Source organism: uncultured Helcococcus sp. (assembly GCF_946998255.1).
In the GTDB taxonomy this organism is placed as follows: domain Bacteria; phylum Bacillota; class Clostridia; order Tissierellales; family Peptoniphilaceae; genus Helcococcus.
The window spans coordinates 17786-32936 of the sequence record NZ_CAMPYN010000001.1; the positions used below are offsets into that span (position 1 = coordinate 17786).

The window sequence follows — 15151 nt, forward strand, 5'->3', positions numbered from 1 at the left end:
AAAGGAGATATGATGAAATATATAAAAGATTTTTTCTATAATTTTAGCGATATACTTTTATCTGTTTTAGTAGCAATAGGTGCCATATATCTTATATATTTTAGTATGGATCAATTAATTAACATTGAACATAATACTGAAGCTATTGTATCCAATGTCAGTGCCAATCAAACAGAAACCATAGAGGAAAGTAAAATTAATGTAAGTATACCGTCCGGTGTCAACTTAGACCAAGCTAGTGAAATATTACTTTCATATGGTATTATAAAAGACAAAGAAAAATTCATGGATTCTTTTACTGACAAAGATGCTATATTTAATTCTGGAACTTTTGAACTTGAAAAAGATATGGATTTTGAAAAAATAAAAGAAATACTTATAGTACATTAGTTTATATATTATAAAATAATATTAGATAAAACAAAGGAGCTATTACGAATTTATTATTCGTATGGCTCCTTTTAATTATTTACATATGATGCTATCAAGGAGTCTCTATATTTTTCATCAAAACATCCCATAGCTTCTAAAGTATTTTTAATTTTAATATTTTTAGTATGTAAAATTATTCTGTATTTATTAGTAAAATTAATTTCGAAAATTTGATCCGCTAATTTTTTTGATTGCATATTAATATAATAAGCATCTATATATTGAGGACTTTCTAATGATATCATCGCCATTACAGAATCATCTTTTAGACAATAGTTATTAGAACAATTATTTAATGCTATCCTAGCTTTCCTATTATTTTTACTATTTCTATGTCTATTATAATTTTCCATATCAAGCTTCGCCTTAGAATTATAATAATTATAATTATATAAGGCTTTTTCAAAAGAATCTAAGACCACGAAGGGTCTTAGATTTATTAATTGAAAAATTTCATTGTTTTTGTGGTTAAATTCTTGTTTATTTATAGATTTGTTTTCTAATAAATCTATATATAAATTTCTAAGCTCTATAAATCGATCTAATTTATCTTTTTCAGATTTGCACACTATAATACCTTAATTTCTACTTCTAGTCCTTCAGGTAATTCTTCTTCGTGTTTATCTAATCCCATCAAGATTTCTAAATCATTATCCTTTGTTAACATATTTAACTTTTCTACTAAAGTTCTTAAGTCTTCATCGGAAAAATCAATAATTTCGTATATACCATCTAAGTATATTTTTTCAATATCATAGTCTCTTGAAACTATACCTGAAATAAATCCATATAAACTTTCTACATTGTCAATGTGGAAGTTTTTAGCATTTATAAGTCTCACAGCATAGTCTAATGTGAATATATGTGAGTCATCAGTATCTATAAATACTATATTACCGTTACCTCTTGCCTTTTCATTGTTGGCATTTTCAATAAGGTGTTTTGTTTTTCCACTTCCTGATTTTCCTAAAATTAAAGTAATCATATAACACATCCTTTTCTATTATATTTATTCATGATCGTGGTCATGATCGTGATCACAATCATCACCACATTCATGATGGTGGTCAAGGGAATCTACAACTTCATAGTAGGCATCTACAGCAAGATTAAATTCATCTTCGTCTTCGATCAACTCTACTTCAAAAGGATTACTATCCTCTGTATAATTTGCCCTATACAACAATATTTCATCATCATCATTTTCGACTGGTAGTAAGGCTACATAGTCTTGACCATCAATTTCATACTCAGCGAGTATTACACATTCAAGCTCACGGTCGTCTTCCAAAGTCAAAATGATAGTTTCAAAATCTTCATAGTCTTCTAGAGCTTCAAATTCGTCATAATCACTATCATCGATATCGAATTCATCCATATCATCGTATATCTCTAATCCATCATATGGGTTAGAATAATCGTCATCATAATTTAAATCTTTGTCCATAAAACCTCCTACATTCCTTTATTTAAATATACACTTTTTAGGAGACTTTTACAAATTTTTTAATAACGTTTTCAAATATTCAAATACAAATTCTGTAGAAGATATTGACCATTGTTCATTAGGTGTGTGTGCGCCTGTAATTGTAGGTCCTATAGCTATCATATGAACATCAGGATATTTTTGACTTAATATTCCTGTTTCTAGTCCTGCATGGATTACTAATACTTCCATATCTTCATTTCTTATTGATTTATATGTTTTTACAGCCTTATCTAATAATTCAGTTTCGAATTCAGGTTTCCACATAGGATATCCTTCGGAAAATCTTATCTTGTATCCATATATTTCAGCTTGTTTTTTTACAGTATCTTTTAAATCTTCTAGGTCTTGATCATGCGAACTTCTAATTGATGTTTCTATATAAAAACTGTTTTCTGTTGTTCTTACTTTGGCTAAGTTATTTGAAGATCTAACAATATTTAATTCTTTATCATAACTATTTACTCCATGTGGGAAAGTTGATAAAGATCTTAATATCAATTTAGCTTGTTCATCATCAATGTATAAATCATCTTCTTTTTCTACTTCTTCTAAAGTAAATTCTAAATCTAATTCTCTTTTTAGATATAGGTCTTTTAATTCTAGGCTAATAGCTTCAAAATGTTCTTTTAGACTACCTATATTTTCAGCTTCTACCCCTATAATAGCATTTGCCATTGAAGGAATAGCATTATGTTTTGAGCCCCCTTCAATTTTACTCAACTTAATAGGAAGTTCATTTTGAAGCTTAATCAATAGAGAATCTAATAATTTTATAGCATTTAACCTAGCTTCACCTATTGTAGATCCAGAGTGTCCACCTCTTAGTCCTGAAACTTTAATTTGGAAATTATTTAGATCTCTTGCTTCAACAAAGTTAATATCTAAATTTAGGTATGCATTTATTCCTCCTGCACAACCTACTATAACAATCCAATCTTCTTCGTTATCCAAGTTAATTAAGTTTTTACCAGTTAACCACTGGTCTGATAAAGCTAAAGCACCATCCATACCTGTCTCTTCTGTAGTTGTGAAAATACATTCCAACTTTGGATGCTCTAATTTATTGTCTTCTAGTATTGCCATCATCAAGGCTACGCCAGCCCCATCATCTGCACCAAGGGTTGTATCTTTTGCTTTAATAAAGTCTCCATCTACAACTATGTCGATAGGATCACAGGCGAAATTATGAAGTGAGTCTTCAGTTTTTTCGCAAACCATATCTAAGTGGGCTTGTAAAATAACTGGGTCATGACCTTCAAAAGAAGGACTTGCTGGCTTTACTATTAGTACATTACCGGTATCATCTCTTTTTGTATCTAAACCTAATCTCTTACCAAAATCATATATAAACTCAGATATTTTTTCTTCATCATTTGAACATCTTGGTATTTGTGATATTTTTTCAAAATTTTTAAATACTGCATAAGCAGTTGATTGTTTTAATTGTTCCATTAGTCAACTCTTTCTACTTTATATTTATCTTTTAATTCATTAGTTTTATTGAAATATTCTTCCTGTTGTTTTGACATTTTTAGATTTCTTTGAATATCATCCTTATAGTTTTCATAAGTGTTTTCTCTTTCTACAGACTTGTCTTCTAATTTTATAATATGGTATCCAAATTGACTCTTAACAGGATTTGAAATTTCATCAATTGATAATTCTAATAAAGCATTTTCGAATTCTGGTACCATTTGTCCACTGTAGAATTCTCCTAAAGATCCACCTAAACTTCCTGAGCCATCTTTTGAAAACTCTTTAGCGAGGTCTTCAAAACTTTCACCATTATCTAATTTTTCTTTAATTTCTTTAGCCTTTTCTTCATCATCAACTAGTATATGTGATGCCTTAAACTTATACACATCTTTTAATGAATCTTTGTTGTTTTCATACATTTCTTTCACTTCTTCTTCAGTTACAGAAACATTATCTAAAAACTTTCTGATTGCATATTGTTTTAAGAATTGATCTTTTAGTAAATCTAACTCTTTTATAAAATCTTCATCTTTTTCTAATTCATTTTCTTTTGCGTCTAAGTAAAAAAGCTCTTGGTTTAGTAACTCTTCTGCTACTTGTTTAAACCCTTCTTCGTTATGGAAACTTTGACCTTGTGGTCCCATGCTGTGTACAAAATCATGAACCATATCTTGTGTTATTTCTTTTCCATTCACTCTGTAATAAACTTTATTTGACATATATCCTCCTATTTAAGTAATTTTATACCATCTTTAGTAATGTTAATCTTTCTTTGTTTGTACAATCTTCCTATAGATCTCTTAAATTGAGACTTCGACATGTTGAAGACAGATCTTATAAGCTTCGGATCGCTCTTATCATTAACCTTTAAATACCCACCATTATCTGATAATGTCTTGTAAATCAAATTAGCATCTTTATTTAGCTCCACATGAGCTCTATTGTTGTAGGTAAGGTCTAGTTTACCATCTTCTTTAACTTTTTTAACCCTTAACCTTATACTATCGCCAACTTTAGGTACACCTGTTATTTCATCCTGATGTAGCATTCCATTATACTTACCTTCAACTAATATAAAGGCACCATAAGATGAATCATAGGCATAAATAATACCGTCTACCCAATCATCTTCTTTTATTTTTCCATCGTTAGCAAAATAATCATCGACCTTCATAGTGGCAGTTAACCTATCGGACTTATCGATATAAACTCCGACTAGGTGGTAATCATATTTTTTTATCTGACCTACTTGTTCTTCAAAGGGTAATAAAAGATCTTTGTCCAATCCCCAATCAAGAAAAGCTCCTATTTTAGTAGTGTCTACCACTTGTAAAATTGCTAAGTCTCCTACTTCAGCCTTGGGTTTTTTGCTAGTTGCTATAGGTCTGTTTTGATTGTCTTTATAAATAAATACTTCTAGGCTATCGCCTACTTCTTTATTTTTTCTTAGGTACTTTTTAGGTATTAAAACATCATCTTTATCATCTGAATCAATAGTTTCTCCTAAAAAAGCACCGATACTAGTAATCCTTTTAATTATTAGCGTTTGCGTTTTCCCTAACTTGTACATTGTTTGCCGCCTCTCTTGAGAAACCATATCCTATAACTTCATTTATGTTAGTTATATATACAAATGCATCGTCATCTATACTATCAATATAATTTCTTATTTTAATATACTGTTTTGTATCAACTATAGATACTAGTACATTTTGTTCTTTTTTAGTATATCCACCTCTAGCATCGTAAAAAGTTGTACCTCTGTTAATTTCTTTGTGGATAAAATTATTAATATTATCAATTTCTTTAGATACAATAACCATTTGAATTTTTGAGTTAAATCCAGCGATAGTATTATCTAGGACCCATGTTGTTATATATAGGGACATAAAGGCATAAATACCAGATTGCAAACCAAAAGTAAGACCAGCTAAGGCTATTACAAAGGCATCTACTATCAACATCCCTTTGCTAACTGATATTCCCATCTTAGCCTCTAATATTTTAGCTAAAACATCGGTTCCACCCGTTGATGCATTTTGTCTAAATACTATAGCTAGTCCCAGACCTATTAGAACAGCACCTAAGATTAGATTAGCTAAATTGTCTCCTAAGATAGGTTCTTTTATATCTATCAAAGCATCAAATATAGTCATAAAACCAGAATATGAGCCAGCCCCTATAATAGTATATAATCCAAATTCTTTACCAATAACCATATAGCCGACCAAGAGTAAAATAACATTTAATACCCCCATGGTCAAACCAATATTTAAATTAGGTATGTAATAATTAATTACTTGGGCAAAACCAGTAACTCCGCCAGCTGCAATTTTTAATGGTATATTAAAAAATATTGTACCTGTCGTCATTATAAATGTACCTACTAAAATAAAAAATATGGATTCTATTCTTTTTCTATTTATTATAGATTCTTTCATCTATACCTCCTTATATTTCAGAGATCATTATTAATATTATAGGGTCTCTATTTAATTCCTTTCTTGTATATGATTTTAACCTATCGATTACTTGACGTTTCATTTCTGATACATCAGTAATCTTTTTGTTGTTAATTTCATTCTTAAGTTTACCTAAAATTTTATAAGCTCCATCCATCAAATCTTGGGAATCTTTAACATACACAAATCCTCTTGATAAAATTTGTGGATTACCAACAATCTTTTTAGCTTTGCTATCCCATACCATTGAAGCTGTGATAATACCATCATCAGATAATTTTTGCCTATCTTTTAAGACAATATTACCAACATCACCTATACCTAAACCATCAACTAAAACTTTTCCTGCTGGCACTTTGCCAACAATCTTTGCAGAATTATTAGTTAATTCTAGGACATCACCAAGCTCTAATATGAAGCAATCTTTTTCTTTAGCCCCCATAGATACATAAAGTTCTTTGTGCATGATTTGATGTCTAAGTTCACCGTGGACAGGAATAAAGTATTTAGGTCTAACCAAGGCAAGCATTAGCTTTAGTTCTTCCCTAGATGCGTGTCCTGAAACGTGAACATCTGCTAGGGCTGAGTAAACAGTTTTAACACCTAATTTTGCTAGGTTGTTTATAACTGTAGAAACTGATTCTTCATTACCTGGTATTGGAGATGCAGAAATAATTACTGTATCCCCTTTTTCCAATTTTAATTGCCTGTGGTCTCCCCTAGCCATTCTAGTAAGAGCAGCCATTTGTTCACCCTGACTACCAGTAGTCAACATAACAATTTCATTATCTTTAAACTTGTTAATCTTACTAATATCTTGAATAGTATCTTTCTTAACTCTTAAATAACCTAGTTCAACAGCTATCCCAATATTTCTTACCATTGACCTACCTGATATAAATATTTTTTTCTTATGGTATTCAGCAGCGTCAAATACTTGTTGTACACGGTGTAGGTTTGATGCAAAAGTAGCTACACAAATACGTCCTTCAGCTTCTGAGAAAACTTTCTTAAAAGTTTCTCTGATGGAAACTTCACTCATTGTATATCCAGATCTCTCTACATTAGTTGAATCACTTAACATAGCTAGTACACCTTGTCTACCAAGTTCACCAAGTCTTTGTAAGTCCATATGAACACCATCTATAGGTGTATAGTCAACCTTGAAGTCACCTGTGAAAAGTATAGTTCCAACTTCTGTATGAAGGGCTATAGCACAAGCTGCAGGAATGGAGTGGTTTACAGAAATAAATTCAACATCAACATCACCTAGTCTAATTGTTTGACCAGGAGATACATTTTTTAACATGTTTGTTGGTAAACCATGTTCTTCTAATTTTCCTTGGATTAATCCATTTGTAAGTCTTGTACTATAAACTCTTGTGTTTATCTTCTTTAATAAGTATGGTACTGCACCAATGTGGTCCTCATGACCATGTGTTATTAGTAAAGCTTTTATCTTATCTTTGTTTTCCTCTAAGTAGGTAAAGTCTTGTATAACTATATCTACACCAGGCATTGAATCATCAGGGAAAGTTGTACCTGCATCTATAATGAATATTTGATTGTTATATTCAACTGCGGTCATATTTTTTCCAATTTCACCAACACCGCCTAAAGGAATAATTTTTATTGTTTGATTTTTTTTCTTTTTATAATATCTTGCCATATTTAACCTTTCAATCTAATTTAATCTTCTAAAAGTTCAGCATATACAGCAAGGATTTCATCTAACTCTTTATCATCTTCTATTGGATAAAATACAGCTTCATCTCCTTCAGTTTCAATCTCAAAAATATATAATTCTTCTACTTCTTCATTTAGTAAAGCTGCATAGTCTTTATCATCTACTCCAAATGTGTCTAAAAGAAGTAGATTCAATGTTGTATCTCCATCAGTAATTTCAATATATTGATCTAAATTATCCATAATCACCTTGCGTCTAAATAAGATTGTAGTATAAAACAAGCTGCAATCTTATCTATATGCTCCTTTCTATTCTCTCTTCTAACTTTTTGTTTTATTAATACTTCTTCCGCTTCAAGAGTTGTAAGCCTTTCATCTTCATATATGATTTCATTGTCAATCTCTTTTTTCAATAAATCTACAAAACTCATAACTCTTTGAGCTTGTGGACCTTTGCTACCATCCATATTGTATGGCATACCCACAATTATTTTATCTATATTCTCTTCTTCTATTATTTTCTTTAACTTATCTATATCTTCTCTTACACTTGTTCTTTTTATTGTCACTAAACCATTAGCAAAAATTTTCATTGGATCAGAAATAGCAACACCAATAGTTTTTTTGCCCAAATCTAAACCTAAAAACCTATCCATATTACCCCACAAAAGGGTAGAAAAATTTCTACCCTTGTTTTGTATTATTTAATATTATTCTTTACAAAATAAAACTCTAAAATATCTTCAAGTATATCGTTTCTATCGATTTGTTTAATTTTCTTTCTTGCATCCTTATGGCTTGTTATATAAGTAGGATCCCCTGAAATAATATATCCAATAATTTGGCTTGCAGGATCATAGCCCTTTTCTTCTAGGGCAGTATAAACATCTTGCATTATATTTATTAATTTTGCTTCTTCTAAATTTTCCATACTAAACTTCATTGTTTCATCAAAATCTTTTTGCATAATGGTCTCCTATTTTATGAATTTATCTTTTCTTTAATAAAGTCTTCCAATTTTAATAAGGCTTCATCAAGTTTATCTACATCTTTACCACCAGCTTGAGCAAAGTCTGGTCTTCCTCCACCATTTCCGCCTGTGTATTGAGCAACAAATTTAACTAAATCACCAGCTTTTATATTTTTCTTTACCAAGGCTTTAGATACTGAACATACATAAATAATTTTATCTTCTACTACTGATGCTAGTAAGGAAATATAATCATCATCCTTAGCTTGAATTTTATCAGCCATATTTTTTAGGGATTGTCCATCAAGATCATTTAATTTAGCAATTATTGTCTTTACGCCATCTATATCTTTTGCTTTTTCTACTAATGAATCTATTAATCCATTTTCAACAGATGATTTAAATGATTCAATCGTTTTATTTAATTCTTTTTCTTCTTCTAATATAGATGAAATCTTATCTTCTAATGAATCCTTTGGTGTTTTTAATAAGCGACTTATATTGTCTTCTTTTTCAATCATATGATTCATATAATCATAAACTCTAAAAGCAGTTATAGCTTCAATCCTACGAACACCAGCAGCTATACCAGATTCAGATAAAATTTTAAACATCATAATCTCGCTTGAATTGTTTACATGAGTACCACCACATAATTCTGTAGAGTATCCACCCATATCAACAACTCTTACTATATCTTTATATTTGTCTTCAAATAGTCCAACTGCTCCAATTTCTTGTGATTCTTTTAAGGACATTTCATTAATATTTACTGGTAAATTATCATAAATAGATTTATTTACTATTCTTTCAATTTCGCTTAATTGCTCTTTTGTAATAGCCTCGTAATGGGTAAAGTCAAATCTAAGTCTTTCATCTGTAACTAGAGAACCTGCTTGGTTAATATGATTTCCAAGTACTGTTTTTAAAGCCTTATTCAATAAGTGAGTAGCAGAGTGATTTCTCTTGATATCTTCTCTCCTATCAACATCGATTTTAGCTTCTACTATATCACCCTTTTTAAACTCTCCATTTTCCACTTCTACAAAATGATAGAAAATATCATCAGCTGTCTTTTTAGTATTATAGACTCTTATAAGTCCATTATCAGATTCTAGATATCCGGTATCACCAATTTGTCCACCAGATTCAGCATAAAATGGTGTTTTATCCAAAATTATTATAGCCTTGTCTGATTCAGATAAACTGTTATCATCAAAGGCTTCTATACCTATTATTTCTGCCTTTATATCATTTTGAACATAACCTACAAATTCTGTTTTTGGATAACCTGATATTTCAAGTTTATCATCTTCCCATCCGCCTTTAAATGAAGTGTGTTGTCTAGAACTTTCTTTTTGCTTGTTCATCGCTTCTTCAAAGTCTTCTTTATTTACAGTTAATGATTTCTCTTCCAAAATTTCTAAGGTTAAATCAAGTGGGAATCCATAAGTATCATAAAGTTTGAAAGCATCCTCACCATTCAATTCTTTAGCATCTTCATCTAGGTCGGCAATCATCTTATTTAGGATGTCTAGTCCTTGGTCTAAAGTTTCTTGGAATTTCTTTTCTTCCCTATTTATTATTTTGAAAATTCTATCCTTATCTTCTAATAATTCAGGATATTCTGTTTTATAAATTTCCATAACTATTTTAGATAGTTTTTCTAAGAATTGACCTTCAATATTTAACAACTTTCCATGTCTGATAGCTCTTCTCATTAGTCTTCTTAGGACATAACCCCTTCCCTCATTTGAAGGGATAACACCATCATATATTAAGAAGGTCATTGCCTTTGTATGGTCCATAACTACTCTGAATGATTCATCATATTTTTCATTTGTTCCATATTTATGGCCTGATAAATCTTCAATAGCTGTTAATAAAGGTCTAAATGAGTCTAGTTCAAAAATATTTGCAGCATCTTCTACAATTAAAGCCAATCTTTCTAAGCCCATACCAGTATCTATATTTTTATGTTCTAAAGGTTCGTATTCACCATTAGCTTTTTTATTAAATTGTGTAAATACCAGGTTCCAGATTTCTAGGTACCTATCTTCAGGGTCTGTATATTCTTCACCTCTGTCATACATGATTTCTGTGCATGGACCACATGGTCCTTCTTCAAGTTCCCAGAAATTTTCATCCTTACCTAATCTAGAAATTTTAGAAGGATCTAGCCCTACTTCTTTGGCCCAAATGTCGTAAGCTTCGTCATCATTTTCATACACTGTAACAGATAGCTTATCCTTATCCAATTCAATAATTTCTGTTAAAAATCTCCATGCCCATGTTATTGCTTCTTTTTTAAAATAATCTCCGAATGAAAAATTACCTAACATTTCAAAGAAGGTAGCATGTCTATGTGTCTTTCCTACATTTTCAATATCAGCAGTACGTATACACTTTTGTGATGATGTTGCTCTGTTTTTAGGAAACTTTTTAGCTCCTGTAAAATAGTCCTTAAGTGGAGCCATGCCCGCATTTATTAATAAAAGACTCTTATCATTATTTGGAATTAATGAATATGATTTAAGTCTTATATGGTCATTTTCTTTTTCATAAAAGTCAAGAAAAGCTGTTCTTAACTCATTAAAATTCATTTTTTTCATTTACACCTCAATAATTTATGGTCAAGGTTTTTCTACCTATGTAATATTTATATGTTTTAAAGATCTGTAAACTTCTATTACAGTTAATCTACTTAGATAATATAACTTCTATTTAGCACAATAACCTATAATTAAATATATCAAATATTGAGCAATATTTAAAGTAAGCTTGATATTTAGAATAAATTAAAGGAGCTACTATTTACTAGCAACTCCTTTAGTCTATTTTACAACTATATTTAGTATTTTGCCCGGTACATATATTAATTTTACAATTTCTTTTCCTTCAATGAAACTATTTACATTTTCATCTTGTTTTGCCAGGTCTATTATTTTATCCTTATCTTCATTTACAGATACTTTTAATTTACCTCTCATTTTACCATTAACTTGTACAGGTAAATCTATTTCATCAGCAATTAATTTGTCCTCATCATATGAAGGCCATATATTTTGATTTGCTAATTGTTCTGTATTTCCAATCTTTTCCCACATTTCTTCTGTAATATGAGGTGCGAATGGATTTAGTAAGATCAAATAAGTTTCTAGTTCTTTTTTAGTAACTTGATTTTTCTTAACAAAGGCATTTTGTAAAATCATTAATTGTGAAATAGCTGTATTGAATTTCATATTTTCAATATCATCGCTTACTTTTTTAATTGTTTGATTTATTAAAACTTCTAAATCTTCAGAATAATGGTCACCATCAACTAAAATATCTAAAAGTCTCCATACCCTATCTAAATATTTTCTTATACCATTTACCCCTTCATCTGACCAAGCCACAGACTTGTCAAATTCTGAAATAAACATTTCATAAGTTCTTAGGGTATCAGCGCCATAATTTGCAACTATATCATCTGGATTTACAACATTGCCCCTTGATTTAGACATTTTCTCATTGTTTTCACCTAAAATCATACCATGTGAAGTACGCTTCATATAAGGTTCTTTTGTTGATACTACTCCTATATCATATAGGAATTTATGCCAAAATCTTGAATATAACAAGTGTAAGGTTGTATGTTCATTACCACCATTGTACCAGTCTACTGGTCCAAAGAAGGCTTCTTCTTCCTTACCTACTAAGTCTTTATCATTTTTCGGATCCATATATCTTAGGTAGTACCATGAAGATCCTCCCCATTGAGGCATGGTGTCTGTTTCCCTTTCTGCTGGTTTACCACATATTGGACAAGTTGTTTTAACAAATTCATCTATATCCGCTAGAGGACTTGATCCATCACCACTTGGTTCGTAATTTTCAACTTCAGGTAATTTAACTGGTAGGTCTTTTTCATCAACTGGTGTCCAACCATGGTCTTCACAATAAACCATAGGTATTGGCTCTCCCCAATATCTTTGTCTAGAAAATACCCAGTCTCTTAACTTATAATTTGTTTTTTTAGAAGCTAATCCTTCTTTTTCTAAAATTTGTACAATTTTTTCTTTAGCTTCATCAACCTGTAAACCATTTATTAATTCAGAATTAATAATTTCTCCATTTTCAGTGTCTGTATAAGCCTCTTTGCTTATATCTCCACCTTTTACAACTTCTCTTATAGGTAAATTGAATTTTTTAGCAAATTCATAGTCCCTAGTATCATGGGCTGGTACGGCCATTATGGCCCCTGTACCGTAGGTAATCATTACATAATCTGATACCCATATAGGCATTTCTTCTTTAGATACAGGGTTTATAGCCTTAAGTCCTTTCAATTCAATACCAGTTTTGTCCTTATTCATTTCAGTTCTCTCAAATTCGGACTTTTTATTTGCTGCATCTTTGTATGCTTGGACTTCTTCTAAGTTTTCAATAGAGTCTGCTAATTCATTTATAGTTTCATGTTCTGGAGCTATTACCATATATGTGGCACCATAGATAGTATCTGGCCTTGTTGTATAAACTCTTAATTTATTTTCTTTGTCTTTTATTTGAAAATCTATCTCTGCACCATGAGATCTTCCAATCCAATTTATTTGCTGTTGCTTAATATGGTCTAAGTAGTTCACAGTATCTAGGTCATCAATAAGTCTATCTGCATATTCTGTAATCTTTAGCATCCATTGATTTCTTATCTTATGCTCTACCTCACTACCACATCTTTCACACTTACCACCAACAACTTCCTCATTGGCAAGACCAACCTTACATGATGGGCACCAGTTAATCGGAAATTCTTTTTTGTAGGCTAGCCCTTTCTTGAACATTTGAACAAATATCCATTGGGTCCACTTATAATAATCCGGATCAGTAGTATCAATCATCCTGTCCCAGTCAAAAGAAAATCCAATAGATTTTAATTGTCTAGTAAAATTAGCTATATTTTCTTCTGTAACAATCTTTGGATGAATCTTATTTTTTATAGCGTAATTTTCAGCTGGCAGACCGAAGGCATCAAAACCCATCGGATATAACACAACCTGGTCTTGCATTCTTCTTTTTCTTGAAATTACATCTAAGGCTGTATATGATCTTGGGTGACCCACGTGCAAGCCTGCTCCTGATGGATACGGGAATTCTACTAAGCCGTAAAATTTATCCTTACTCTTATCCATAACAGTTTTAAATGTTTTTTCTTTATCCCATATCTTTTGCCATTTTTTTTCAATCGCATTAGGATTATATCTTTCTACCATTTCAGTCTCCATTCTTAATTATTATAATAAACATAATACCATAAATTTACTTATCTTTACTAATATATTAATCCAAGTAGTAAATAAATCCTACTTCTAATCACTAATCATCTTCTATTGATTAATATATATGGTATTAAATATTTCTATTTGTGAAACTTTGTTTAATAATGTTTCCGTCATATTGTAAATGATTTCGCTTTCTTATAATATTATAAATAAAGGAGGTGATATTAATGATAGATTTAAGCAAGGTTAAAACCGAAAAAGTAAATCCTAATACTAGTAATTTCAGTAGCATGTCTATTAGAGAAGCGCTAGAGATAATGAATGAAGAAGATTTAAAATCTGTTGAATGTATTAAAGAGCAATTTGATAATATCGAAAGACTTATCTCTAAGACAAGCGATGTTCTAAGAAGCGGCGGAAGAATAATTTATGCTGGAGCAGGTACTAGTGGAAGACTAGGTGTTTTAGATGCTGTTGAATGCCCTCCCACTTTTGGAGTAGATTATAATACTGTTGTTGGATTAATCGCAGGTGGAGATAACGCTTTTGTAAAGGCTAAAGAAGGTGCAGAAGACAGTAAGGAAGAAGGAAAAAAAAATTTAGAAAAAATAAACTTCTCCCAAAAAGATATTTTAATAGGTATTGCCGCTAGTGGCAGAACTCCCTATGTTATTGGAGCTATTGAATATGCTAAATCTATTGGAGCTAGTACTGGATCAATAGCATGCACTACAGAAAGTGAAATAGGAAGGATTAGCGATTACCCTGTTGAAGTCGTACCTGGACCAGAAGTCTTAACAGGCTCTACAAGGTTAAAAGCTGGTACATCTACTAAATTAGTCTTAAATATGATTAGTACTATTAGTATGAAAAATTTAGGGAAAGTTTATAAAAATTATATGGTAGATTTAAAACTTTCCAATAAAAAACTTTCTACAAGAGCTATCAATATATTGACCGAGGTTACTGGTTGCTCTGTTGAGGAAGCTGAAGAAAAACTAAAAGAAACAGATGGACATGTTAAGCTAGCAATAGTTATGATATTATTTAATCTGAATAAAGAGGATGCTCTAAACAGGTTAAATGAATCAGATGGTCATATCGATAAAATTAATATGTAATAATTTAAATTTTTTATAAGGAGTTATTTATGGTAATCGTTACTAGTCCTTTAATGAAGGATAAGGTATTAAAAATTGTTGAAGAAATAGAAGAAATAGATGTTAAGCATATAAAAACTGAAGGCATTAACATGTATTTTGAAACTAATGTTGATGATGATCAAGCTATATCCATTATAAAAAATAGGATCAAGTCTGATCCAATAAGTAATGGAATTATAATCAAAGTTAGAAAAGAATATATTTAATAAATA

General features: G+C 30.6%; 16 protein-coding genes. 3 read left to right on the plus strand and 13 right to left on the minus strand.

The features are described 5' to 3' along the window. Nucleotides 1–12 precede the first annotated feature (12 nt). Nucleotides 13–390 carry a hypothetical protein gene (locus Q0U66_RS00090; RefSeq protein WP_297376148.1) on the plus strand — a complete coding sequence of 126 codons (378 nt, stop codon included), beginning with the start codon at nucleotides 13–15 and terminating at the stop codon, nucleotides 388–390. A gap of 71 nt (nucleotides 391–461) precedes the next feature. Here Q0U66_RS00090 and Q0U66_RS00095 read toward each other — a convergent pair whose 3' ends face one another. The 13 genes from Q0U66_RS00095 to leuS all read right to left on the minus strand — a co-directional run bounded on the left by Q0U66_RS00095 (nucleotide 462) and on the right by leuS (nucleotide 13767). Further along, on the minus strand, nucleotides 462–1001 hold the full coding sequence (locus tag Q0U66_RS00095) for a DUF6648 family protein (protein ID WP_297376151.1): 540 nt from the start codon (nucleotides 999–1001) through the stop codon (nucleotides 462–464). Next, nucleotides 1001–1417, minus strand: coding sequence for a hypothetical protein (locus Q0U66_RS00100; RefSeq protein ID WP_297376154.1), 417 nt, complete (start codon nucleotides 1415–1417; stop codon nucleotides 1001–1003). The genes Q0U66_RS00095 and Q0U66_RS00100 overlap by 1 nt, the downstream gene beginning before the upstream one ends. Nucleotides 1418–1441: 24 nt before the next feature. Continuing rightward, nucleotides 1442–1879: a DUF1292 domain-containing protein gene (locus Q0U66_RS00105; RefSeq protein WP_297376157.1), complete on the minus strand. Its 438-nt coding sequence runs from the start codon at nucleotides 1877–1879 to the stop codon at nucleotides 1442–1444. Nucleotides 1880–1927: 48 nt separating this feature from the next. Beyond that, complete coding sequence (locus tag Q0U66_RS00110; protein WP_297376159.1) at nucleotides 1928–3373, minus strand: aminoacyl-histidine dipeptidase; 1446 nt, start codon at nucleotides 3371–3373, stop codon at nucleotides 1928–1930. Further along, nucleotides 3373–4116 (minus strand): peptidylprolyl isomerase, encoded by a 744-nt coding sequence (locus Q0U66_RS00115; protein ID WP_297376162.1) that lies wholly within the window; start codon nucleotides 4114–4116, stop codon nucleotides 3373–3375. The genes Q0U66_RS00110 and Q0U66_RS00115 overlap by 1 nt, the downstream gene beginning before the upstream one ends. A gap of 8 nt (nucleotides 4117–4124) precedes the next feature. After that, on the minus strand, nucleotides 4125–4967 hold the full coding sequence (locus tag Q0U66_RS00120; RefSeq protein WP_297376166.1) for a S1-like domain-containing RNA-binding protein: 843 nt from the start codon (nucleotides 4965–4967) through the stop codon (nucleotides 4125–4127). Next, the gene (locus Q0U66_RS00125) at nucleotides 4930–5838 is read right to left on the minus strand and encodes a YitT family protein (protein ID WP_297376169.1); all 909 of its coding nucleotides are present in this window, start codon (nucleotides 5836–5838) and stop codon (nucleotides 4930–4932) included. The genes Q0U66_RS00120 and Q0U66_RS00125 overlap by 38 nt, the downstream gene beginning before the upstream one ends. A gap of 10 nt (nucleotides 5839–5848) precedes the next feature. Further along, nucleotides 5849–7528 (minus strand): ribonuclease J, encoded by a 1680-nt coding sequence (locus Q0U66_RS00130; protein WP_297376172.1) that lies wholly within the window; start codon nucleotides 7526–7528, stop codon nucleotides 5849–5851. A gap of 20 nt (nucleotides 7529–7548) precedes the next feature. Then, complete coding sequence (locus tag Q0U66_RS00135) at nucleotides 7549–7788, minus strand: DUF1292 domain-containing protein (protein ID WP_297376175.1); 240 nt, start codon at nucleotides 7786–7788, stop codon at nucleotides 7549–7551. Nucleotides 7789–7790: 2 nt separating this feature from the next. After that, nucleotides 7791–8201: a Holliday junction resolvase RuvX gene (ruvX, locus tag Q0U66_RS00140; RefSeq protein WP_103981004.1), complete on the minus strand. Its 411-nt coding sequence runs from the start codon at nucleotides 8199–8201 to the stop codon at nucleotides 7791–7793. A gap of 44 nt (nucleotides 8202–8245) precedes the next feature. Beyond that, the gene (locus Q0U66_RS00145; protein WP_103981005.1) at nucleotides 8246–8515 is read right to left on the minus strand and encodes an IreB family regulatory phosphoprotein; all 270 of its coding nucleotides are present in this window, start codon (nucleotides 8513–8515) and stop codon (nucleotides 8246–8248) included. Nucleotides 8516–8526: 11 nt separating this feature from the next. Next, entirely contained in the window at nucleotides 8527–11127 is a 2601-nt protein-coding gene (gene alaS / locus Q0U66_RS00150) for an alanine--tRNA ligase (protein ID WP_297376180.1), read from the minus strand. A gap of 222 nt (nucleotides 11128–11349) precedes the next feature. Then, nucleotides 11350–13767, minus strand: a complete 2418-nt coding sequence (gene leuS, locus Q0U66_RS00155) for a leucine--tRNA ligase (RefSeq protein WP_297376183.1) — start codon at nucleotides 13765–13767, stop codon at nucleotides 11350–11352. Between the two features lie 236 nt (nucleotides 13768–14003). Here leuS and murQ point away from each other — a divergent pair, with 236 nt between their 5' ends. Further along, entirely contained in the window at nucleotides 14004–14897 is an 894-nt protein-coding gene (murQ, locus tag Q0U66_RS00160) for an N-acetylmuramic acid 6-phosphate etherase (RefSeq protein ID WP_297376185.1), read from the plus strand. A 29-nt stretch (nucleotides 14898–14926) separates the two neighbouring features. Beyond that, nucleotides 14927–15145, plus strand: a complete 219-nt coding sequence (locus Q0U66_RS00165; RefSeq protein ID WP_297376188.1) for a hypothetical protein — start codon at nucleotides 14927–14929, stop codon at nucleotides 15143–15145. Nucleotides 15146–15151: the final 6 nt, after the last annotated feature.